The organism is Microbacterium sp. LB12 (assembly GCF_037150835.1).
In the GTDB taxonomy this organism is placed as follows: domain Bacteria; phylum Actinomycetota; class Actinomycetes; order Actinomycetales; family Microbacteriaceae; genus Microbacterium.
The window spans coordinates 735,692-755,417 of sequence record NZ_JBBCPF010000001.1 but is presented as its reverse complement, the minus strand read 5'-3'; the positions used below and the strand labels follow the sequence as shown (position 1 = coordinate 755,417).

Genomic DNA, 19,726 nt, shown 5'->3' with positions numbered 1-19,726 from the left:
GATTTCCGGATCCGGTATGCCGCGCGTAGAGTCGCCGCATGAGCGCCGAAGCCCAGCCCGAAGTCATCGTCCGTCCGGTCCGTGATGTGGACGCGGAAGCCCTCGGTCGCGTGCATGCGCAGTGCTGGCATGAGACGTACGACCACCTGATCAGCAAGGCGGCACTGGAGAAGGTCTCGCCGCGGCGCATGGCCGAGCTGTGGACGCACTGGGCCTCGCAGGGCCCCGAGTTCAAGATGAACGCCGCGCTCGTCGACGGTGAGATCGTCGGCTTCGTCGGCTCGGGACCGGCCCGCGACAAGGACGCTCCGGCGTTCCGCGAGCTGTACTTCATCTACCTGCTCGACGCGTGGCACTCCACCGGCATCGGCCAGAAGCTGTTCGACGCCGCTGTCGAGAAGGATGAGCCGCTGTACCTGTGGGTGGCCGAGGACAACCCCCGCGCGCACCGCTTCTACACGCGCAACGGGTTCCGCCTCGACGGCGCCTCGCACACCGAGCCCTTCCTCGGCGAGACGCTGACCGAAGTCCGCTTCGTCCGCCCCTGACGCGGCACGCATCGATTCCACGAAGGCCGCCGCACCTCGCACGGTGCGGCGGCCTTTTCGCGCACGCCGGCAGTGCGGGGTGGGTACGGGATGGATTTCGCGCCCCGGAAGCGTCTCCCGGGCACGTTCTTGATCCCGATACGAGTTGCAGGCGGTGCGAGTTGCAGGCGGTGCGAGCTGGAGACGTACTGTGGGGACATGACCGTCGCGATCCTCGTGGGCCTCACCGGCGGGATCGCCGCGGGCAAGAGCACGGTCGCTCGCGCCCTGGCGAATCACGGGGCGCGCATCGTCGACGGGGATGCGGCCGCGCGCGCCGTGGTCGACCCGGCGACACCTGCGGGACACACGCTCCTCGCTCGGATCGCCGAGCTCCTCGGCGACGAGGCTCTCACCGCGGACGGGGCCCTGGATCGCGCCGCGGTCGCACAGCGCGTGTTCGGCGACGATGAGCTGCGCGGGCGGTACAACGCCCTGCTGCGCCCCGCGATCCTCGACGAGGTCGGCCGCCGCATCACCGAGGCCCGGAGTACCGGCGGCATTGTCGTGCACGAGATCCCGCTGCTGAACCGGACCACCGCGGCACTGCCCTGGACCTACGACCTCGTCGTGACGGTCGAGGCCGCCGAGCCGGAGCGGATGCGACGACTGATGCACGAACGCGGGCACGACGTCGCGGAGGCCGAGCGCCGCATCCGTGCGCAGGGGGCGGAGGCGGATCGGGTGGCGATCGCCGACGTGGTGCTGCGCACCGACGGGACGCACGACGAGACGCGGCAGGCGACAGCCGCCCTGTGGGAACAGCTCAGCGCAGCGCGTCCGCCGCGGTGACGATCTCAGCCAGCGCCCGCTCGACGTCGCCCTGCGCGTAGCCGAGCAGCGCCGTCTCCGCAGGGTCGGTCTCGTACGCGATCACCGCGCCGCGACCCTGCACGATGAAGCGGTCGGGCTGGAAGGGATGCTCCTCATCGCGCTCCTCGATCCGGTTCCCGCTGCCGGCGGCATCCGCCAGGGACTGGAAATACTCGCGGTAGGTGAGGTTCTGATCGCCGACCAGATAGGCGCGGCCGGCCTCCCCCGCGTCGAGCGCACCCTGCACCGCCTGGGAGAGGGAGCGGACCGACATGTAGTTCGTTCCCCCGGGAGGAGCGAACAGCGCGGGCTCGTCGAGCTCACCCCGCGTCCACGCGATCATCCGGGCGAAGCGGCGCACACCACGCTCATCCGCACCCACGATCGACGGCGGGTTCAGCGTGATCGCGGCGAAGCCGTCGTCGCTGAGGGCTCTGGTGCGCTCATCGGCGTCGCGGCGCGCGGCCACGTACGGGATGCGCTCCGCCCATTCCGGATGCAGCTGGTGGTAGTAGCTGCCGATCTGCACGAAACGGCCGACCCCGGCGGACTTGGCAAGCGCGGCGAACCGCGGCACTCCCCCGCTCTGCGTCCGCTCCCAGAACGTCTCGTCCTCCTGCTCGGCGGGTACGTGACGGATGTCGTTGCCGGCCGCGAACACGATCACATCGAAGCCGTCCACCACGCCAGGGGCCATCGACGGGTCGGTGTAGTCGCCACGCAGCCGCGGCATCCCCTGCACGGCCCGGGGGTCGCGGTCGGACGGATCCCGACGCGCCATCACCGTGACCTCGTCGCCGCGGGCGGCGAGGTCGGCGGCGACGTGGCTGCCGATCATCCCGGTCGCGCCGACCACCAGCACGCGGCTCACGCGAACACCGCGCGACCGTCGGAGATCGCCGGAGCACCGCCGCGCCGCACCTCGAACGCGCCGTCGGGCCAGGACTCGACCTCGAGGGCATCGCCGGGCACCACCGGTCCGCTGAACCGACCCTGCAGTGCGGTGAGGTCGGCGGGATGCGCACCCTGTGCCGCGGCGAGCACCAGCGTCGTGGCTGCCAACGTGCACAGGCCCTGCAGGATCGGGACCGGCTGACCGATGCGGGCGGAGGCCTCCGGGTCGATGTGGATGTGGTGCCGGTCGCCGGTCAGCCGATACAGCGCCGCCTGCGTCGGGAAGGTCTGCATCGTGGCTGTAGCGCCCGCCGGACGCTCCTCGGCCGCGGCACGTGCCGGCCCGCGTTCTCCCCCGAAGCCGCCGACACCCGGGGCGAACAGCGACCACGTCGCCGTGAACTCCGCGCACTCCACGATCACGTCGAAGATCGCCGCGGAGCCCTTGTCCCACACGTCGCCGACTCGGGCAGAGAGGTGCAGTTCGCCGGCACGCGGCAGCGGCCGGTGCACCTCCAGCGACTGCGAACCGTGCACGGCACGGTTGTCGAAAGCACCGGCCGCGGCGAGCACGTCGGGCGCCCACTGCGCGAGAGTCAGTCCGAACGTCGGCAGCACGCGCAGCCGATCCTCGAACACGAGGTCGAGGTCGGTCGCCGCAGCTCCCACCGCGAGCGCGTAGAGGATCGCATCCCTCTCGTCGTAGGCGACGGTCCGCTGACCGAGATCGCGGCCTGCCCACTCGCCCGCGCTCATGCGCCGTACACCGGCTCGGGGGCGACGCCCTCTCCGGCGAGCGCTCGCACGGCATCGCCGACCTCGGCGGCCGACCACCGGCGGTCGAGCTCGCGCACGGCGCCGTGCCGCCATCCCTCCTCCAGGCAGATGCGTCCGCCCTCGACCTCGATGACCCGTCCGGTGATCGAGCAGTCCGCACTTGCGAGCCAGGCCACCACGGGCGAGACGTTCGCGGGATCCATCCGGTCGAAGCCGTCGACGGGCGCGGCCATCGCGTCGGCGAAGGGCCCCTCGGTCATGCGTGTGCGGGCGGAGGGGGCGATCGCGTTGACCGCGACGCCGTAGCGTCCGAGTTCCGCCGCGGCGACGAGTGTGAGCGAGGCGATGCCGCCCTTCGCCGCCGAGTACGCCGCCTGTCCGATGCTGCCCTGCAGCCCGGCGCCCGACGACGTGTTGATCACGCGCGCGAGCGGCTGCCGTCCGTCCTTCGCCTCCGCGCGCCAGTACGTGCTCGCGTGCCGAAGCGGTGCGAAGTGTCCCTTGAGGTGCACGCGGATCACCGCGTCCCACTCGTCCTCGCCGGCGTTCACCAGCATCCGGTCCCGCACGAAGCCGGCGTTGTTGACCAGGATGTCGAGGCGCCCGAACGTCTCCACGGCCTGGTCGACGAGGGCGGCGGCCTGAGCGAAGTCGGCGATGTCGGCACCGTTGGCCACAGCCTCGCCGCCGGCCGCACGGATGATGTCGACGACCTCCTGTGCAGGCCCCACCGAGACCCCGGCGCCGTCGAGCGTCGTGCCGAGGTCGTTCACCACGACCGCGGCTCCCTGTCGGGCCAGTTCGAGCGCGTGCTCACGCCCCAGACCGCGACCGGCGCCGGTCACGATGGCGACGCGGCCTTCGAGGATTCCTGCCATGGGGACTCTCCTTTGAGACGGGGCGGCATGCGCGAGCGTCCATGCTCGCGGACGGCGGATGCGCTCGATCGTACCAACCAAGCAATTGCTAGGGCAAATGTCCGAATGGGGTTACGGGCCAAACCAAGCAAGTGCTAGGGTTCCCTGAGCAAACGTTAGGTTAGGTGTCCGATGACGATCACTTCCACCCTGCATCCTGCCGGTGTCCGCACCGTCACGATGGATTATCCGCCGGTGAACGCCCTGCCCGTCGCCGGCTGGTTCGACGTCGCCGCCGCGATGCGCGAGGCCGCCGCCGACACCGACACCCGCGTCGTGATCCTCCGCGCGGAAGGCCGCGGCTTCAACGCGGGCGTCGACATCAAGGAGATGCAGCGCATCGAGGGGTTCTCCGGGATCCTCGGCGCGAACCGCGGATGCTACGAGGCGTTCAAAGCCATCTACGAATGTGCCGTCCCCGTGATCGCCGCCGTGAACGGCTTCTGCCTCGGCGGCGGCGTCGGCCTCGTCGGCAACAGCGACGTGATCGTCGCCTCCGATGACGCGACGTTCGGCGTGCCCGAGGTCGACCGCGGTGCCCTCGGTGCCGCCACCCACCTGTCCCGCCTCGTGCCGCAGCACATGCTGCGCTCCATGTACTACACCAGCCGCACCGTCACGGCGCAGCGGCTGGAGGAGTTCGGCTCCGTCGCCGCCGTCGTCCCCCGCGACGAGCTCGACGCCACCGCACTCGCGATCGCCGAGGAGATCGCGACGAAGGACCCCCGTGTCATCCGTGCGGCCAAGGAGGCGCTCAACGGCATCGATCCGATCGACGTCAACCGCAGCTACCGGTTCGAGCAGGGGTTCACGTTCGAGCTCAACCTCGCCGGTGTCGCCGACCAGCACCGGGACGCGTTCGTGGCCACCGGCGAGAACCTCGCGACATGAGCGTCGTGGCCTCCTCCCCTGCGGAGGTCGCCACCCTGATCCACGACGGCATGACGATCGGGATCGGCGGGTGGGGCTCGCGCCGCAAGCCGATGACCCTGGTGCGTCAGATCGTGCGCTCCGGAGCCCGCGGCCTGCGCATCGTGAGCTTCGGCGGCCCCGACGTCGGCATCCTGTGCGCCACCGGGCAGGCGGCGGAGATGGTGCACGGCTTCGTGTCGCTCGACAGCATCGCGACCGACCCGCACTTCGCCGCCGCACGCCAGGCCGGCACCGTGCGCAGCGTCGAGTACGACGAGGGGATGCTGGTCGCAGGCCTCCGCGCCGCCTCCCGCCGACTGCCGTTCGAGGTCACCCGCTCCGGAGCGGGCTCCGACGCCGTGACCCGCAACCCGGACATCCGCACGATCGCCTCTCCGTACGCCGACGCGGAGGTGCTGGTGGCGATGCCCGCCGTGCCACTCGACCTCGCCCTCGTGCACCTCGACCGCGCGGATGCCCCCGGGACTGCGGTCTGCCTCGGCCCGGACCTGTTCTTCGACGACCTGTTCGCCGGTGCCGCCGCCCACACCGTGGTGAGTGTGGAGTCGGTGGTCGACACGGCCGCCCTACTCAAGGATGCCGGCCCCGCGGCATCCGTCCTCGACCGCACGCTCACCGGCACGATCGTCGCAGCACCGGGAGGCGCCGGCTTCACGGCGCACCCGCCGCACCACGACCGCGATGAGCCGTTGCAGCGGGCATACGTCGAGGCCGCGGCCAGCCCCGCCGCGTGCGCCGACTTCCGCGCCCGATTCCTCGACGTCGACGACGACACCTATCGCGCGAACGTGAACGCCATCCACGCGGAGCGCGCGTCATGAGCGCCACCCGGGCCGAGGTCGCCGTGGCCGCCTGCAGCGACCTGTTCCGCGGAGCCGGCACGATCCTCGCGAGCACGGTCGGCGTCGTGCCCACGATCGGCGCCCGACTCGCCCGCCTCACCCACGCACCCGACCTGCTGCTGAGCGACGGCGAGGCGACGCTGTACGCCGACACCCCCGCCGTCGATGAGCCGTTCCGCGAGCCGGAGGCACCCTTCCCCTATGCGCGCCTGTTCGAGCTGATCGCGCGCGGCCGCCGTCACGTGGTCATGAGTGCCGCGCAGCTCGACCGCGAGGGCAATCAGAACCTCTCGGCGATCGGCGATCGCGACCGTCCGACCCGGCAGCTGCTGGGCGCCCGCGCCGCCGCGACGAACACGGCCAACCATGCCACCAGCTATTGGATCGCGCGGCATAGCCCGCGGGTCTTCGTGGAGCGGGTGGATGTCGTCACCGGGGTCGGACCGGCGCGGGCGCGCACGACCGGAGCCGACCGGTTCCAGAACCTGCGGCGCATCGTCACCGATCTCGCCGTGCTCGACTTCTCCGGCCCGGGCGGCACGGTCGCCCTCGCGAGCGTCCATCCCGGCGTCGTGGTCGAGCGCGTGGTCGACGCCACCGGCTTCGCACTGCACCTCCCCTCAGACATCCCCGAGACCCGACTCCCCACCGCCGAAGAGCTCCGCCTCGTGCGCGAGCGCCTGGACCCGCGCGGACTCCGCGACCGAGAGGTGACCGCATCATGACCACTCCCCCGCAGCTCGCCACCCCGCTGACCCGGCTCACCGGCGTCGACCACCCGATCGTGCAGACCGGCATGGGCTGGGTCGCGGGTGCCCGCCTCGTCTCCGCCACTGCGGAGGCCGGCGCACTCGGCATCCTCGCCTCGGCGACCATGACCTACGACGAGCTCGAACGACAGATCATCGAGGTCACCGAGCGCACCGATCGACCCTTCGGGGTGAACCTCCGGGCGGATGCCGGAGACGCCGCCGAACGCGTCGAACTGCTCATCCGCCACGGCGTGAAGGTCGCCAGCTTCGCCCTCGCACCCCGTCGTGAGCTGATCGAGCGGCTCAAAGAGCACGGCATCGTCGTGATCCCCTCGATCGGCGCCGTGCGTCATGCCGAGAAGGTCGCCTCCTGGGGCGCGGATGCCGTGATGGTGCAGGGCGGCGAGGGCGGTGGCCACACCGGCGCCGTGCCCACGTCGATCCTGCTGCCCTCGGTCGTCGCCGCCGTCGACATCCCCGTCATCGCGGCGGGCGGCTTCCACGACGGCCGCGGCCTCGCCGCCGCGCTCGCTTACGGTGCCGCGGGCGTCGGCATGGGCACCCGGTTCCTGCTGACGAGCGACAGCTCGGTGCCGGATGCCGTCAAGCAGCGCTACCTCGGCTTCGGACTGGACGGCACGGTCGTCACGACCAAGGCCGACGGGATGCCGCATCGCCTGCTGCGGACCGAGTTCGTCGAAGGGCTCGAAGGCGGGAATGGACTGACGCGACTGGGCCCGACGCTGCGGCGGTCGCTGGAGTTCAAGAAGATGTCGGGGCTGAGCTGGCCCCAGCTGGTCAAGGACGCCCGGTCGATGAAGAAGGCCACCGGACGCTCCTGGGCGCAGATGACCCTCGCCGCGAACACGCCGATGCTGCTCAAGGCCGGGCTCGTCGAGGGCGACACCCAGGCCGGGATGCTCGCGGCCGGTCAGGTGGTCGGCATGATCGACGACCTGCCCAGCTGCGAGGAGCTCGTCGACCGCGTGGTGCGCGACGCCGTCGTGCACCTGCGCGCCGCGGCATCCTCCGTGATCGCCTGAGGCGCGGCGACAAAAAAACTCGGCCCCTGAGGGGCCGAGTGGTATGTCGTCAGCCTATCACCCCTTCACCATCCTGCGGGCCGGACGAGACGTCCGACAGACCGGGGCAACTGACTCGCCTCGATCTGCGCGGCAGTCAGTTGATGCCACCAGTGCTGGCCGACGCCGTCCATGGTGCTGCCGGCGAGCGCGCCGGCGCGATACGAGCGGGTAGGGTTCACGGTTCCGACCGGAACCCGCTTGCGTGCCTCCTGGATCGGTAGCGCCAGGTCACTGTCGTTGCTGACGACGATCGCGGCTTCGATCCGGCATTCCAGCACATCGAGGAGAAGGTGGGATGCGACGTTGACGTCGGACCCTTTCTCTTCGCGTCGCGCGACCGACGCCATGAAGGTCGCCGCCGGTTCATCGGCGCCCTCCGAGTTCCTGACCATGAGCGGCCATCTGGGCTGCGCGAGTACGGGCCGGTTTCGACTGCCTGCTGTCGCCAGTGGAGCAGTCGCCACTCGGGAGACGTAGGTGCCCATCGCCATGACATCGAAGGACTCGTTCGACGCGAGTGCGCGCAGGTAGGTGTCCTGATCTCGCTGTCCCGAGGGATTGTCAGCACCGCTGACACGGGCGGTGCAATAGACGATGCGACTCACGTGCGCGCCGTCCCAGCCTCTGCCCGGTCCCTCGACGAGGTTCTGCGACAACGCTCGAAGGTCGAGCCACCGCCATCCGGGGGCTCCTCTTCCGCAGATGCCCCGGGCGCCGTAGTAGAGATTGAAGCCATCAAGATACACGCCGACTCGCATGCCTCACCGTATGTCAGGTGGCACGGCTCTCGGGCGGGCTTTCCACAGTGCTCCCACCCTCGAGGGGCAGTCGTCAGAGGCGCTCGATGATCGTGGCGTTCGCCAGTCCGCCGCCCTCGCACATGACCTGCATGCCGTAGCGGCCACCGGTGCGCTCGAGCTCGTTGAGCATCGTCGTCATGAGCCTTGTGCCGGTGGCACCGATCGGGTGTCCGAGCGCGATGCCGCCGCCGTTCACATTGAGCTTCTCGCGCGGCACCCCGGTCTCCTTCAACCACGCGAGCACGACCGACGCGAACGCCTCGTTCACCTCGAACAGATCGATGTCGTCGAGCGACATGCCCGAGCGCTCCATCGCGTATGCGGTCGCCGGGATCGGCGCGGTGAGCATGAACACGGGGCTGTCCCCGCGCACAGACATGTGGTGGATGCGCGCCCGCGGCGTGAGGCCGTGGTCCTTCACGGCCTGCTCGCTCGCGATCAGCACCGCGCTGGAGGCGTCGCTGATCTGCGAAGCCACGGCCGCGGTCAGCCGCCCACCCGGGGTCAACGTCGCCAGCCCGGCCATGCGCTCCAACGAGGTGTCCCGGCGCACACCCTCGTCGTGGTCGAGGCCGTTCAGCGGGGCGATCTCGTTCGCGAATCGACCCTCGTCCTGCGCGACCGCCGCCCGCCGGTGGCTCTCCAGCGCGAACTGCTCCATCTCCTCGCGGGTGATGTCCCACTTCTCGGCGATCATCTCGGCGCCGACGAACTGCGAGATCTCCTGGTCGGGGTAGCGCGCCTGCCATCCCGGCGACTCGGCGAACGGCGTCGTGAAGCCGTAGGCCTCGCCCGCGACCATGGCCGACGAGATCGGCAGCTGCGACATGTTCTGCAGCCCGCCCGCGATCACCAGGTCGTTCGTGCCGCTCATCACGGCCTGCGCCGCGAAGTGCACGGCCTGCTGGCTCGACCCGCACTGCCGGTCGATCGTGACGCCGGGCACGTGCTCGGGGAAACCCGCGACCAGCACGGCGGAGCGCCCGACGTTGCCTGCCTGTCCGCCGATCGTGTCGGTCGCGCCGATGATCACGTCGTCGAGTGCGCCCGGATCGATGCCGGTGCGTTCGACCAGCGCCTTCAGACTGTGCGCGCCGAGGTCGGCCGGGTGGATGCCGGAGAGCGAGCCGCCGCGCTTGCCGACGGGCGAGCGGACCGCATCGACGATGTATGCCTCTGCCATGTTCTTCCTTCTCTCTGAACTCACGCGTGCTGACTGCTGACGGCGACGACCTCGCCGGTCATATAAGAGGAGTATGCGCTGGCGAGGAACACCATGACGTTGGCGACCTCCCAGGGTTCCGCCGCGCGACCGAACGCCTCACGGGCCTTGAGCTGCTCGAGCAGTTCGGGCGAGGTGACCTTCTCGAGGAACGGATGCATGGCCAGGCTCGGCGAGACGGCGTTCACGCGGATGCCGTGACCGGCGAGGTCCATCGCGGCACTGCGGGTCAGGGCCATCACCCCGGCCTTGGCCGCGGCGTAGTGCGCCTGCTCGACCTGCGCGCGCCAGCCGATCACGGAGGCGTTGTTCACGATGACCCCGGCGGTGCCGGCGGCGACCATGCGGCGACCTACCGCGCGGATGCACCGGAACGTGCCGGTGAGCGTCACATCGAGCACTTTGCCCCACTGCTCGTCGGTCATGTCGAGGATCGAGATCGACCCGCCGAGACCGGCGTTGTTGATCATCACGTCGATGGGTCCGCCGTCTTCGGCGAGATCGAGGAAGGAGGCGATCTGCTCCTCGACGGTCACATCGCACACGGCGGTGCGCACGCGGTCGGCGCCGAACCGGTCGCCGAGCTCCTGCTGCGTCTCGGCCAGGCGTCCGGCATGCGTGTCGCCGAGCACGACGAGCGCCGCGCCCTCCTCCAGGCAGCGGATCGCGGCGGCCTGACCGATGCCGGCACCGGCGGCGGCCGTGATGACCACGCGCTTTCTGGTCAGCAGGCCATGGCCGGGGACGTACTCGGGGGCGGTGGTACTCACGGGCGGGCCTCTCGGGGCAGGCCGAGCACACGCTCGGCGATGACGTTGCGCTGGATCTCGTCGGAGCCGCCGTAGATCGTGTCGGAGCGGCTGAACAGGAACAGGGTCTGCAGGTCATCGAGCGCGTAGTCGGCGCCGACGAGGAGGGAGGCGAGACCGGCGACGTCCATCGCGAGCTCTCCGAGCGCGCGGTGCCAGTTCGACCACAGCAGCTTGGTCACCGATGCGCTGTCGCCCTGCTCGCCGCCGAGCGTGCGTAGCGCATGCTGACGGATGACCTCCAGCTCCATGCGGGCGCGTACGAGCCGGTCGCGGATGACGGCGTCGTCGATCGCGCCGGTGCGGGTGGCCGTGTCGATCACGGCATCCAGTTCTCGGCGGAACGCGATCTGCTGCGCCAACGTCGACACGCCCCGCTCGAAGCCGAGCGTCGCCATCGCCACCTTGAAGCCGTTGCCTTCGCCGCCGACGACCAGGTCGGCGGCGGTGCGGGCGTCGTCGAAGAAGACCTCGTTGAACTCGCTGGTCGCGGTGAGCTGCAGGATCGGCCGCACCTCGACCCCCGGCTGCCGCATCGGTACGAGCAGGTACGACAGCCCCTGGTGACGGGTGGAGCCGGGTTCGGTGCGGGCGATCACGAAGCACCAGTCGGCGTGCTGCGCGAGCGATGTCCACACCTTCTGCCCCGTGATCGACCACTCATCTCCCACGCGCTGCGCCTTTGTCGAGACGGCGGCGAGGTCGGATCCGGCGCCCGGCTCGGAGTACCCCTGGCACCACAGCTCCTCGACCGCGACGATGCTGGGGAGGAACCGTGCCTGCTGCTCGGCCGTGCCGTGCGCGATGAGCGTGGGCCCGAGCAGCTCCTCGCCGAGGTGGTTGACCCTCGCCGGGGCGTCCGCTTTCGCGTACTCCTCGTGGAAGATCACCTGCTGGGCGATGCTGAGCCCGCGACCGCCGTGCTCGACGGGCCAGGCGACGCAGGTCCACCCGGCTGCGGCCATGTGGCGGTTCCATTCCAGACGCGCGTCGAAGTCCTCGTGCTCGCGTCCGGAACCCCCGCGTCCGCGCAGCTCGGCGAAGCGGCCGGTGAGGTTCTCCTCCAGCCAGCCGCGGATCTCGGCGCGGAAGCGCTCATCCGCGTCGTGCTGCGTCGCGTCCATCTGTGCTCCTCATCGAGTCGTGGTCTTCGGCGTGCTGTTCACGTATAGTATCAAACTAAACCAAGCGATTGTTTGGTTGGCATTGGGAGTTCAGAGAGGAACCCGTCATGACCGTCGAATCCGCCGACGCCGTGGTCACCTACGAGGTGCGCGGGTCCACAGCGATCATCCGCCTGAACCGCCCCCAGTATCGCAACGCGCAGAACTCCGCCGTCACCTATGCGCTCGACGCCGCCTTCACCCGCGCGGTCGACGACGACGCGGTCAAGGTCATCGTGCTCGGCGGCAACGGGAAGCACTTCTGCGCCGGACACGACATCGGCACGCCAGAGCGCGACATCGACCGGAGCTTCGAGCGCAAGGCCGTCATCTGGTGGGACCACATCGGCGCGCAGGGCGTCGACTCCCGGTTCGCCCGTGAGTCCGAGGTGTACCTGGGCATGTGCCGACGCTGGCGCGAGATCCCGAAACCGGTGATCGCGATGGTGCAGGGCGCGTGCATCGCGGGCGGCCTCATGCTCGCGTGGTCGTGCGACTTCATCGTGGCGGCCGACGACGCCTTCTTCCAGGATCCGGTCGTGGCGATGGGCATCCCGGGCGTGGAGTACTTCGCCCACCCGTGGGTGACCAACCCGCGCGCCGCGAAGGAGATGCTGTACACCGGCGACCGGATGCCGGCCGCCCGCGCGCACGAGCTCGGCATGGTGAACCACGTCGTGCCGCTCGATGAACTCGAGGAGCGCACCCTGGCGCTCGCGGAGCGCATCGGACGGATGCCGCGGCTCGGACTCGCCCTCGCCAAGAAGGCCGTGAACCAGGCCGAGGATCTGCAGGGCATGCGCGCCGGCATGGACTCGGTGTTCGGCCTGCACCACGCCGCCCACGCGCACAATGCCGAGGTCGGCGGCGACTCCCTCGGCGGGGTCGATGTGCGCTCGATCAAGGCCGACACGACGGGAGCCGCGCAGTGAACCTCGATCTCACCCCCGAGCAGGAGGCCTTCGCTGCCGAGGCGCGCGCCTGGCTCGCCGCCCACGTGCCGGCCACGCCGCTGCCGTCGATGGACACCGCGGAGGGATTCGCCGCACACCGGGAATGGGAGGCGACGCTCGCCGAGGGCCGGTGGTCGGTCGTGTCCTGGCCGGAGCAGTACGGCGGACGCGATGTCGGCATCACCGAGTGGGTGCTCTTCGAGGAGGAGTACTACCGCGCAGGCGCCCCGACGCGCGTGGCGCAGAACGGCATCTCGCTGCTCGCGCCGATCCTGTTCGAGCACGGCACCCCGGAGCAGCACGAGCGCTTCCTCTCCCCCATGACCGACGGCTCGCTGATCTGGGCCCAGGCCTGGTCGGAGCCGGGCGCGGGCAGCGACCTGGCCGCGATCCGCAGCACCGCCCGACGCGACGATGCCCGCGGCGGCTGGGTGCTCAACGGACAGAAGATCTGGAGTTCACGGGCCGTCTGGGCCGATCGCGGCTTCGGACTGTTCCGCTCCGACCCCGAGGCGACACGGCACCACGGCCTCACGTACTTCCTGTTCCCGATGGATGCCGAGGGCATCACGGTGCGGGCGATCGCGCAGCTCGACGGTACGACCGGATTCGCCGAGATCTTCTTCGACGACGTGTTCGTGCCCGACGCCGACGTGCTGGGTGCGCCCGGCGACGGCTGGCGGGTCGCGATGAGCACCGCCGGCAACGAACGCGGGCTCTCGCTGCGCGCGCCGGGACGCTTCCTTGCCGCGACCGAGCGGCTGATCGCACTGCAGTCGACGCGGGGCGCTGCGGCGGAGGACGCCGCGGTCGTCGACGCCTGGATCGGCGCGGAGGCGTATCGGCTCTTCACCTGGCAGACGGTCAGCACCCTGCTCGAGGGCGGCTCGGTCGGCGCGGAGGGCAGCATCAACAAGGTGTTCTGGTCGGAGCTCGACGTGCACATCCACGAGACCGCGCTGCGCATCCTCGGCCCCGAGGGCGAGCTGCGGGGCGCGTCCGCTGTCGACGACGGGCGTTGGGTCGACGACTATCAGTTCTCGCTGGCCGGACCCATCTACGCGGGCACGAACGAGGTCCAGCGCAACATCATCGCGGAGCGGATCCTCGGGCTCCCTCGCGGCGGAGACGGAAGGCGCGCATGATGCGGTTCCTACCCACGGAAGAACAGGTGGCGTTCGCGGAGGCGATCGACGAGATCGTCGAGGGGTCGGGCGGCGCGGACATCGCGCGCAGCTGGGCCGACGGCGACACCGCCCCCGGTCTGGCTCTGTGGGAGCAGTTCGCCGAACTGGGGCTGCTCGGCCTGCGGGTGAGCGAGGAGGCGGGCGGTTTCGGCGGCTCGCGCAGCGACCTCGTGGTCGTGTTCGAGCGCCTCGGATATCACGGCGTGCCGGGGCCCTATCTCGAGACGGTCGCCCTGCTGCCCGGGCTCGTCGACGACACGGTGAAGGCCGAGCTCGCGGCGGGAGCCATCGCGACTGCGGCGGTCGACGGCACGGCACCGGCGGCCCTCGATGCGGCGCTCGCGACCCATCGCTTCCTCGTGCGCGACGGCGCCCTGCACGCGGGTGACATCGCGGAGGAGCTGACCTCGGTCGCGCCGACCAGGCGGCTCGCACGGCTCACACCCACCGGCACCCCGACCCCGCTCGAGGCCGGTGCGCTCGATGCCGCCCTGAACGAGGCATCCCTCGCGGCGGCAGCGACCCTCGTCGGCGCCGGAGAGCGGATGCTCGACGAGGCCGTGTCGTACGCCAAGGTGCGCGAGCAGTTCGGCCGCCCGATCGGCGAGTTCCAGGCGCTCAAACATCAGCTGGCCGACGTGCGCATCGCCCTGAGCTTCGCCCGTCCGTTGGTGTGGAACGCGGCGCTGCGCGCGGCAGCCCCCGACGGGGACCGCGCGATCTCGGCCGCGAAGGTGGCCGCGGCCGATGCGGCACAGCGTGCCGCGCGCACCTCGCTGCAGGTGCACGGAGCGATCGGCTACACGGCCGAGCACACGCTGCGCATCTGGCTCGGCCTCGCCCCCGCGTTGGCCGCGGTGTGGGGCACGTCCGACTTCCACCGGGCGCGCATCGCCCGCGATATCCTCGCGAAGGAGCGGTGATGTCTTTCGAACCCGATGAGGATCAGCAGGAGCTCGTCGCCCTCGTGCGCGGCGTCCTGAGCCAGCGCGCCGACAGCGCCGCCACTCGCCGTGCCCTGGAGAGCGACGCACGCTTCGACGTCGAGCTGTGGCGCATGCTGTGCGAGGAGATCGGCATCGCCGGCATGGCGATCCCCGAGGAGTTCGGCGGCGCCGGGTTCACCCTCCGCGAGGCACAGCTGGTGCTGGAGGAGATCGGCTACGCGCTCACCCCTTCGCCGTACCTCGGCTCGGTCGCGATCGCCGCCCAGGCGATCCTGGCCACCGGGGATGCGGAGACGGCGGCACGGCTGCTTCCCGGCATCGCCGAGGGGTCGTCGTCGGCGGCACTCGCCTGGGCGGATCCGGCGGGACGATTCGCCCCGGAGCGGGTCGACGTGCACGCCGAAGAGAGCGACGGCTGGAGCCTCAGCGGAGCGTGCGGGTTCGTGCTCGACGGCGCCACCGCCGATGTGCTGCTCGTGATCGCGCAGACCGCCGAGGGGCCGCGCCTGTTCGAGGTGATCGACGCCGCCACGGTGACACGCACCGACAGCCCGACGATGGATCAGACCGTCCGCCTGGTGTCGCTGCGGTTCGATGCGGTTCCGGCGCGTCCCCTCGGCGCGGCTGATCCCGCGGTGCTGGCGACGGTCAGGGCACTCGCTCTCGCCGCCGTCAGCGCGGTCCAGGCCGGCACCGCGGCCCGTGCTCTCGACGACACCGTGGCCTACGCGAAGCAGCGGGTGCAGTTCGGTCGCGCGATCGGGTCGTTCCAGGCGATCAAGCACCGCCTCGCCGACATGCACGTGCGGGTGGAGGTGGCCCGCACCGCGTCGCGCGCGGCATCCGACGCCCTCGCCACCGGCGCAACGGATCGCTTCGCTCTCGCCGACATCGCGAAGGCCACCTGCTCGGAGGCGCTGGAGCATGTCGCGGCCGAGACGATCCAGCTGCACGGCGGCATCGCGATCACGTGGGAGCACGACGCGCACCTGATCTTCAAGCGCGCACACGCCCTCGGACAGCTGTTCGGCACAGCCCGCGAGCTGCGCGCGCAAGCCGAGGCGTGGGCGCTGACCCCCCACTGAGACCCCGGCCTCAGCGCCGCAGCGCGACCGACTCGGTCCAGTCGGTGTACTTGCGGCGCTCGCGGAAGAGCCAACCACCCTCGATCCGCACGAGCGTGTCGTCGTAGCGGTCGGCGAGGGTGAAGCGCGTCCTCCCACCCGTGGTCTCGCGGATGTGGTGCGCCATGCAGGAGGTGCGCGCCCGCGCGGTGTCTCCGTCGATCTCGATCTCGCTGGGGGCGAGCATGTGGCTCGTCACGGCGAATGCGGCGAGGGCTTCGAACGCCGCGATCAGCTGGGCACGGCCCTGCGGTGCCTCGGCGGGTTCGGCGGCGCGCGGGCGGAACATCACCATCCGCCCGTCCGGTTCGAACAGCTCCGCCATGTCGGCGAACCGCCGTTGATCCGCGTAGCGGCCGTATCGCGCAATGACCCTCCCGATCTCCCGCCAGTCAGCGAAATCGTCGCTCACGAGGACCCCTCGGCACGCTTCCGGTGCAGCGGCGTCGCGGCGTCCGGAGACCAGGTCGTGCGGCGGCGATCCGGCTCGACGGCACTGAGCGGCTCGACCGGTCGCAGCGTCTCCCGGCTGCGCTGCGCCAGCTCCTGGTAGATCCGCACGCCGTTGCGCTTCCATGCCATGGCCTGCTCGTCGAGGGGTCCGACCACCCTGGCCGGCGCCCCGAGCACCTTCGATCCAGGTGGGATCACCGCGCCCGCCGTGACCACCGCCCCGGCGCCGATGAGCGAGTCGGCGCCGATCTCAGCGCCGTCCAGCACGGTCGCTCCGATGCCGATGAGCGCGAACGAGCCGATCCGGCACCCGTGCAGCACGGCGCCGTGGCCGACATGGCTGTTCGGTTCGAGCACGGCATCGGCGCCGGGGAACGCGTGGATCACACACGAGTCCTGCACGTTCGACCCCGCGCCCACGATGATCCTGCCGAAGTCCCCGCGGAGGCTCGCGAACGGACCGATGTAGCATCCGGCGCCGATGATCACGTCGCCGATGAGACTGGCCGTCTCGTGCACGAACGCGGTCGGATCGACGACCGGCGCGACGTCGTCGAACGAATAGGCGGGCATCAGGCGACCTGGCCGCCGTCGATGATGAAGTCCTGTCCGGTGCAGTAGCTGCTCGCGGAGCTGGCGAGGTACGCCACGAGGTTGGAGATCTCTTCGGGTCGACCGACGCGCGGGATCGGGATGCGCGAGATGAACCCCACCCCCGCCCGGGTGTCCTCCGTGATCATCGGGGTGTCGACGGCACCGGGGCACACGGTGTTCACCCGGATGCCGGTGCCGGCGAGCTCCCGCGCCAGGGCGTGGGAGACGCCGCGCAGGCCCCACTTGGACGCGGAGTACGGCACGCGGTTCGCGTAGCCGGCGACCCCGGCGGTCGAGGCGATGTTGATGATCGACGTCCCCTCGGCCATCAGCGGCAGCAGTGCCTGCACCCCCAGCATCGGCCCGATCAGGTTCACGTCGAGCGTGAGCCGGATGACGCGCTCGGGGGTTTCGACGAGCGGACCCTCCGGGCAGAATCCGGCGTTGTTCACGAGCACGTCGACGCGGCCGAACCGCTCCTGCGTCGCCGTCGCGACCTGCGCCCACGCCTCGGCCGAGGAGACGTCGTGGGCGAGCCCGATAGCCCGGTCGCCATAGGCGGCGGCGACCTCGGCGACCGCCGCGCCGTCGAGATCGGTGAGCACCAGGTCGGCGCCGAGATCATGGAACAGGGCAGCGTGCGCGCGTCCCTGTCCTCCGGCGGCTCCGGTGATCACGGCGATCCGGCCGGTGAGGTCGATGATGGGCGTTGCGTTCATGGGTTTCCTCCGCGATAGTTGGCGAACAAGCATTTGGTTGGAACGAGGGAGTCAGGATGCCGCGGCTGCACCACATCGGGATCACCGTCAGCGACACGGCCGCGGCCACCGCGTTCTACCGCGCCGCCACCGACGGCGAGGTCATCGGTCCGCTCGCCAAGAGCGGACCGGCTGTCGAGGCCGCGACCGGCTACCCGGGGGTCGAGATCCTGTTGACCTTCATCCGCCTCGATGACGGCGTCTTCCTCGAACTCGCCGAGTACCGCGGCGCGGACGCCCCACGCATCGATCCGGACAACGGGCACATCGGCGCCGCGCATCCGGCCATCGTGGTCCCCGATATCGAGGCCAGCCTCGCCCGCGTGGCCGCACTCGGCCACCGACCACTGTCCGCGACCATGACGGCGACCGCGGGGCCCCTCGAGGGCTACCGGTACGTCTACGTGCTCGGACCCGACGACGTGCGGGTGGAGCTGCTGCAAGAGCCTCACTGACCCTCCCTGCCTACCCCGTCGAGCAGTCGCAGGTCGTCGGCGTCGAGGACGAGGTCGACGGCCGCGGCCGAGTCGCGCACGCTCTCCGGACGACTCGCCCCGGGGATCGGGATGAGCACGGGCGAGAGCGCGAGGAGCCAGGCGAGTGCCACGCGCTGCGGGCTGACTCCGTGCCGCTCCGCCACCGCGGCGACCGATGCCGCGGCGCCGGCGAGCCCCTTCGCCGCGCGCATCCCGCCCAGTGGGCCCCACGCCAGGAAGGCCAGGCCGTGCTCCTCGCACCGCCGCAGCACGGGCTCACTCGACCTCACCAGCAGCGAGTACTCGTTCTGCACGCTCACGAGCGCGTCGCCCACGACGCGGAGCGCGATGTCGAGCTGCGCGACGTCCACGTTCGAGACCCCGACGCGCACGACCACCCCCTCGTCGACGAGCTGTCGCAGCGCACCCATCGATTCCTCGAACGGCACCTTCACGTCGGGTCGATGGTGCTGGTACAGCGGCAGGGCGTCCACGCCGAGTCGTTGCGCCGAGGCGCGTGCGGCAGCAGCGAGGTGCGTGGGCGATCCGTCGACCCACCACGTCGCGGCCGGGCCCCGGGTGTGCCCGCCCTTGGTCGCGATGAGCACGCGGTCGAGCGCGCCGGGGCATTGCCGCAGCGCCGCGATCAGTGCACGCTCGTTCACGCCCATCTCCCCGGTCGGGCCGTACGAGTCGGCGGTATCGAACAGGGTGATCCCGGCATCCACCGCCGCCTGCACGGCACGCACTCCGCGCTCGACGTCGGCGTCCGGCACCTGGGTCAAGGTCATCGCGCCCATGCCGATCGCCGAGACACGCAGGTCGCCGATCGCACGAGAGGGCATCACTTCCCGACCGCCGTCCATCCGCCGTCGACCGGAAGGCATTGGCCGATCACATGGGTGGCGTCGCGCAGCATCCACACGATGGCGGCGGCGATCTCGGTGGGATCCGCGAGGCGTCCGCGAGGCGTGCGCCCTTCGACCGCGCCGAGGTCGTACCCGCCGTCCACCATGTCCTGCACCATCGGGGTGAGCGTGTGGCCGGGCGCGATCGCGTTGACCCGCACGCCCAGCGGCGCCCATTCGATCGCGAGGTTCTCCATGAGCTGGCGCTCGGCGGCCTTGGCCGGTCCGTAGTCGGCCTGGTTCGCCCAGCCGCGGTAGGCGGTGGTCGACGACACCATCACGATGGAGGCGGGCGCGCCCATGAGCCGGCGCACGAGGGCGCGGGAGACGGCGAGCGTGCCGACCACGTGGACGTCGTAGAGCAGGCGGAGCCGGTCGAGATCGATGTCCAGCGCGGGCACGAACGCACCGCGGATGCCGTGGCACGCGACCAGCCCGCCGACGGGGGCGGTACTCCACGCGGCCTCCATCGCCGCCTCGACCGCGGCTTCGTCCCGCAGGTCGACGATCGTGGTCTTCACCTCCGGGCGCGCACTCGGCGCGAGGTCGAAGACGGTGACGCGACATCCGCGTTCACGCAGCAGGGCGACGACTGCATCGCCGATCCCACTGGCACCGCCGGTCACGACGATGTGGTCCGCCATCGAGTCTCCTGGCATGTGCAGCTCCCTCGCTGATCGTCCTCCCGGGCATGCTACTGTGATTCCCAAACAAGCGCTAGGTTTAGTGCGA

Annotated in this window: 23 protein-coding genes; 11 read left to right on the top strand and 12 right to left on the bottom strand. The window is 70.8% G+C overall.

Annotated features, from left to right (window positions below; genetic code table 11):
* The first annotated feature begins 38 nt into the window (after positions 1–38).
* Together WFM69_RS03745 and coaE are read left to right on the top strand one after the other, a co-directional pair.
* Entirely contained in the window at positions 39–548 is a 510-nt protein-coding gene (locus WFM69_RS03745; RefSeq protein ID WP_337001777.1) for a GNAT family N-acetyltransferase, read from the top strand.
* Between the two features lie 198 nt (positions 549–746).
* Positions 747–1,379, top strand: a complete 633-nt coding sequence (gene coaE / locus WFM69_RS03740; RefSeq protein ID WP_337001775.1) for a dephospho-CoA kinase — start codon at positions 747–749, stop codon at positions 1,377–1,379.
* Here the strand turns inward: coaE and WFM69_RS03735 are convergent.
* From WFM69_RS03735 to WFM69_RS03725, 3 genes are read right to left on the bottom strand one after another with little or no spacing between them, the layout of a single operon-like run.
* Positions 1,354–2,271, bottom strand: a complete 918-nt coding sequence (locus tag WFM69_RS03735; protein WP_337001773.1) for an NAD-dependent epimerase/dehydratase family protein — start codon at positions 2,269–2,271, stop codon at positions 1,354–1,356. The genes coaE and WFM69_RS03735 overlap by 26 nt on opposite strands.
* The gene (locus WFM69_RS03730) at positions 2,268–3,050 is read right to left on the bottom strand and encodes a MaoC/PaaZ C-terminal domain-containing protein (protein ID WP_337001772.1); all 783 of its coding nucleotides are present in this window, start codon (positions 3,048–3,050) and stop codon (positions 2,268–2,270) included. Before WFM69_RS03730 ends, WFM69_RS03735 begins: the two co-directional genes overlap by 4 nt.
* Positions 3,047–3,949 carry an SDR family oxidoreductase gene (locus WFM69_RS03725; RefSeq protein ID WP_337001770.1) on the bottom strand — a complete coding sequence of 301 codons (903 nt, stop codon included), beginning with the start codon at positions 3,947–3,949 and terminating at the stop codon, positions 3,047–3,049. The genes WFM69_RS03730 and WFM69_RS03725 overlap by 4 nt, the downstream gene beginning before the upstream one ends.
* A 171-nt stretch (positions 3,950–4,120) precedes the next feature.
* Between WFM69_RS03725 and WFM69_RS03720 the strand changes: the two genes are divergently transcribed.
* Genes WFM69_RS03720 through WFM69_RS03705 form a run of 4 tightly spaced genes read left to right on the top strand, consistent with a single transcriptional unit; the run spans position 4,121 to position 7,558 of the window.
* The gene (locus WFM69_RS03720; RefSeq protein WP_337001768.1) at positions 4,121–4,879 is read left to right on the top strand and encodes an enoyl-CoA hydratase family protein; all 759 of its coding nucleotides are present in this window, start codon (positions 4,121–4,123) and stop codon (positions 4,877–4,879) included.
* Positions 4,876–5,742 (top strand): CoA transferase subunit A, encoded by an 867-nt coding sequence (locus WFM69_RS03715; protein ID WP_337001766.1) that lies wholly within the window; start codon positions 4,876–4,878, stop codon positions 5,740–5,742. Before WFM69_RS03720 ends, WFM69_RS03715 begins: the two co-directional genes overlap by 4 nt.
* Positions 5,739–6,488 carry a CoA-transferase subunit beta gene (locus WFM69_RS03710; RefSeq protein WP_337001764.1) on the top strand — a complete coding sequence of 250 codons (750 nt, stop codon included), beginning with the start codon at positions 5,739–5,741 and terminating at the stop codon, positions 6,486–6,488. Before WFM69_RS03715 ends, WFM69_RS03710 begins: the two co-directional genes overlap by 4 nt.
* Positions 6,485–7,558, top strand: a complete 1,074-nt coding sequence (locus WFM69_RS03705) for an NAD(P)H-dependent flavin oxidoreductase (RefSeq protein WP_337001762.1) — start codon at positions 6,485–6,487, stop codon at positions 7,556–7,558. Before WFM69_RS03710 ends, WFM69_RS03705 begins: the two co-directional genes overlap by 4 nt.
* A gap of 65 nt (positions 7,559–7,623) precedes the next feature.
* Here WFM69_RS03705 and WFM69_RS03700 read toward each other — a convergent pair whose 3' ends face one another.
* From WFM69_RS03700 to WFM69_RS03685, 4 genes are all read right to left on the bottom strand, one after another.
* Positions 7,624–8,205, bottom strand: a complete 582-nt coding sequence (locus WFM69_RS03700) for an NYN domain-containing protein (RefSeq protein WP_337001760.1) — start codon at positions 8,203–8,205, stop codon at positions 7,624–7,626.
* A gap of 226 nt (positions 8,206–8,431) precedes the next feature.
* Positions 8,432–9,583 (bottom strand): acetyl-CoA C-acetyltransferase, encoded by a 1,152-nt coding sequence (locus tag WFM69_RS03695; protein ID WP_337001758.1) that lies wholly within the window; start codon positions 9,581–9,583, stop codon positions 8,432–8,434.
* Positions 9,584–9,603: 20 nt separating this feature from the next.
* The gene (locus WFM69_RS03690; RefSeq protein WP_337001756.1) at positions 9,604–10,392 is read right to left on the bottom strand and encodes an SDR family oxidoreductase; all 789 of its coding nucleotides are present in this window, start codon (positions 10,390–10,392) and stop codon (positions 9,604–9,606) included.
* Positions 10,389–11,555: an acyl-CoA dehydrogenase family protein gene (locus tag WFM69_RS03685; protein ID WP_337001754.1), complete on the bottom strand. Its 1,167-nt coding sequence runs from the start codon at positions 11,553–11,555 to the stop codon at positions 10,389–10,391. The genes WFM69_RS03690 and WFM69_RS03685 overlap by 4 nt, the downstream gene beginning before the upstream one ends.
* Before the next feature lie 107 nt (positions 11,556–11,662).
* On the opposite strand from WFM69_RS03685, the gene WFM69_RS03680 reads away from it, so the two are divergent.
* The 4 genes from WFM69_RS03680 to WFM69_RS03665 are packed head-to-tail and all read left to right on the top strand — an operon-like array spanning position 11,663 to position 15,766.
* A complete protein-coding gene (locus tag WFM69_RS03680) occupies positions 11,663–12,526 on the top strand; it encodes an enoyl-CoA hydratase (RefSeq protein ID WP_337001752.1) in 864 nt (287 codons plus the stop codon).
* Positions 12,523–13,692: an acyl-CoA dehydrogenase family protein gene (locus WFM69_RS03675; RefSeq protein ID WP_337001750.1), complete on the top strand. Its 1,170-nt coding sequence runs from the start codon at positions 12,523–12,525 to the stop codon at positions 13,690–13,692. Before WFM69_RS03680 ends, WFM69_RS03675 begins: the two co-directional genes overlap by 4 nt.
* Positions 13,692–14,657, top strand: coding sequence for an acyl-CoA dehydrogenase (locus WFM69_RS03670; protein ID WP_337001748.1), 966 nt, complete (start codon positions 13,692–13,694; stop codon positions 14,655–14,657). The genes WFM69_RS03675 and WFM69_RS03670 overlap by 1 nt, the downstream gene beginning before the upstream one ends.
* Positions 14,657–15,766 carry an acyl-CoA dehydrogenase family protein gene (locus WFM69_RS03665; protein ID WP_337001747.1) on the top strand — a complete coding sequence of 370 codons (1,110 nt, stop codon included), beginning with the start codon at positions 14,657–14,659 and terminating at the stop codon, positions 15,764–15,766. The genes WFM69_RS03670 and WFM69_RS03665 overlap by 1 nt, the downstream gene beginning before the upstream one ends.
* Before the next feature lie 10 nt (positions 15,767–15,776).
* Here WFM69_RS03665 and WFM69_RS03660 read toward each other — a convergent pair whose 3' ends face one another.
* The 3 genes from WFM69_RS03660 to WFM69_RS03650 are packed head-to-tail and all read right to left on the bottom strand — an operon-like array spanning position 15,777 to position 17,571.
* The gene (locus WFM69_RS03660) at positions 15,777–16,217 is read right to left on the bottom strand and encodes a nuclear transport factor 2 family protein (protein ID WP_337001745.1); all 441 of its coding nucleotides are present in this window, start codon (positions 16,215–16,217) and stop codon (positions 15,777–15,779) included.
* Complete coding sequence (locus tag WFM69_RS03655) at positions 16,214–16,831, bottom strand: gamma carbonic anhydrase family protein (RefSeq protein ID WP_337001743.1); 618 nt, start codon at positions 16,829–16,831, stop codon at positions 16,214–16,216. The genes WFM69_RS03660 and WFM69_RS03655 overlap by 4 nt, the downstream gene beginning before the upstream one ends.
* Complete coding sequence (locus tag WFM69_RS03650) at positions 16,831–17,571, bottom strand: SDR family NAD(P)-dependent oxidoreductase (protein ID WP_337001741.1); 741 nt, start codon at positions 17,569–17,571, stop codon at positions 16,831–16,833. The genes WFM69_RS03655 and WFM69_RS03650 overlap by 1 nt, the downstream gene beginning before the upstream one ends.
* A 56-nt stretch (positions 17,572–17,627) precedes the next feature.
* Between WFM69_RS03650 and WFM69_RS03645 the strand changes: the two genes are divergently transcribed.
* Positions 17,628–18,065 carry a VOC family protein gene (locus WFM69_RS03645; protein ID WP_337001739.1) on the top strand — a complete coding sequence of 146 codons (438 nt, stop codon included), beginning with the start codon at positions 17,628–17,630 and terminating at the stop codon, positions 18,063–18,065.
* Here the strand turns inward: WFM69_RS03645 and WFM69_RS03640 are convergent.
* Together WFM69_RS03640 and WFM69_RS03635 are read right to left on the bottom strand one after the other, a co-directional pair.
* Positions 18,059–18,931, bottom strand: coding sequence for an aldo/keto reductase (locus WFM69_RS03640; RefSeq protein WP_337001737.1), 873 nt, complete (start codon positions 18,929–18,931; stop codon positions 18,059–18,061). The two genes, WFM69_RS03645 and WFM69_RS03640, sit on opposite strands and share 7 nt — an antisense overlap.
* Positions 18,931–19,638, bottom strand: coding sequence for an SDR family NAD(P)-dependent oxidoreductase (locus WFM69_RS03635; protein ID WP_337001735.1), 708 nt, complete (start codon positions 19,636–19,638; stop codon positions 18,931–18,933). The genes WFM69_RS03640 and WFM69_RS03635 overlap by 1 nt, the downstream gene beginning before the upstream one ends.
* Positions 19,639–19,726: the final 88 nt, after the last annotated feature.

Excerpts from the sequence above, each read along its gene's own strand:
- WFM69_RS03745 (WP_337001777.1), top strand. The coding sequence starts at position 39 with ATGAGCGCCGAAGCCCAGCCCGAAGTCATCGTCCGTCCGGTCCGTGAT.
- coaE (WP_337001775.1), top strand. The coding sequence starts at position 747 with ATGACCGTCGCGATCCTCGTGGGCCTCACCGGCGGGATCGCCGCGGGC.
- WFM69_RS03730 (WP_337001772.1), bottom strand. The coding sequence starts at position 3,050 with ATGAGCGCGGGCGAGTGGGCAGGCCGCGATCTCGGTCAGCGGACCGTC.
- WFM69_RS03725 (WP_337001770.1), bottom strand. The coding sequence starts at position 3,949 with ATGGCAGGAATCCTCGAAGGCCGCGTCGCCATCGTGACCGGCGCCGGT.
- WFM69_RS03720 (WP_337001768.1), top strand. The coding sequence starts at position 4,121 with ATGACGATCACTTCCACCCTGCATCCTGCCGGTGTCCGCACCGTCACG.
- WFM69_RS03715 (WP_337001766.1), top strand. The coding sequence starts at position 4,876 with ATGAGCGTCGTGGCCTCCTCCCCTGCGGAGGTCGCCACCCTGATCCAC.
- WFM69_RS03710 (WP_337001764.1), top strand. The coding sequence starts at position 5,739 with ATGAGCGCCACCCGGGCCGAGGTCGCCGTGGCCGCCTGCAGCGACCTG.
- WFM69_RS03705 (WP_337001762.1), top strand. The coding sequence starts at position 6,485 with ATGACCACTCCCCCGCAGCTCGCCACCCCGCTGACCCGGCTCACCGGC.
- WFM69_RS03695 (WP_337001758.1), bottom strand. The coding sequence starts at position 9,583 with ATGGCAGAGGCATACATCGTCGATGCGGTCCGCTCGCCCGTCGGCAAG.
- WFM69_RS03685 (WP_337001754.1), bottom strand. The coding sequence starts at position 11,555 with ATGGACGCGACGCAGCACGACGCGGATGAGCGCTTCCGCGCCGAGATC.
- WFM69_RS03680 (WP_337001752.1), top strand. The coding sequence starts at position 11,663 with ATGACCGTCGAATCCGCCGACGCCGTGGTCACCTACGAGGTGCGCGGG.
- WFM69_RS03670 (WP_337001748.1), top strand. The coding sequence starts at position 13,692 with ATGCGGTTCCTACCCACGGAAGAACAGGTGGCGTTCGCGGAGGCGATC.
- WFM69_RS03665 (WP_337001747.1), top strand. The coding sequence starts at position 14,657 with ATGTCTTTCGAACCCGATGAGGATCAGCAGGAGCTCGTCGCCCTCGTG.
- WFM69_RS03655 (WP_337001743.1), bottom strand. The coding sequence starts at position 16,831 with ATGCCCGCCTATTCGTTCGACGACGTCGCGCCGGTCGTCGATCCGACC.
- WFM69_RS03650 (WP_337001741.1), bottom strand. The coding sequence starts at position 17,571 with ATGAACGCAACGCCCATCATCGACCTCACCGGCCGGATCGCCGTGATC.
- WFM69_RS03645 (WP_337001739.1), top strand. The coding sequence starts at position 17,628 with ATGCCGCGGCTGCACCACATCGGGATCACCGTCAGCGACACGGCCGCG.
- WFM69_RS03640 (WP_337001737.1), bottom strand. The coding sequence starts at position 18,931 with ATGCCCTCTCGTGCGATCGGCGACCTGCGTGTCTCGGCGATCGGCATG.
- WFM69_RS03635 (WP_337001735.1), bottom strand. The coding sequence starts at position 19,638 with ATGGCGGACCACATCGTCGTGACCGGCGGTGCCAGTGGGATCGGCGAT.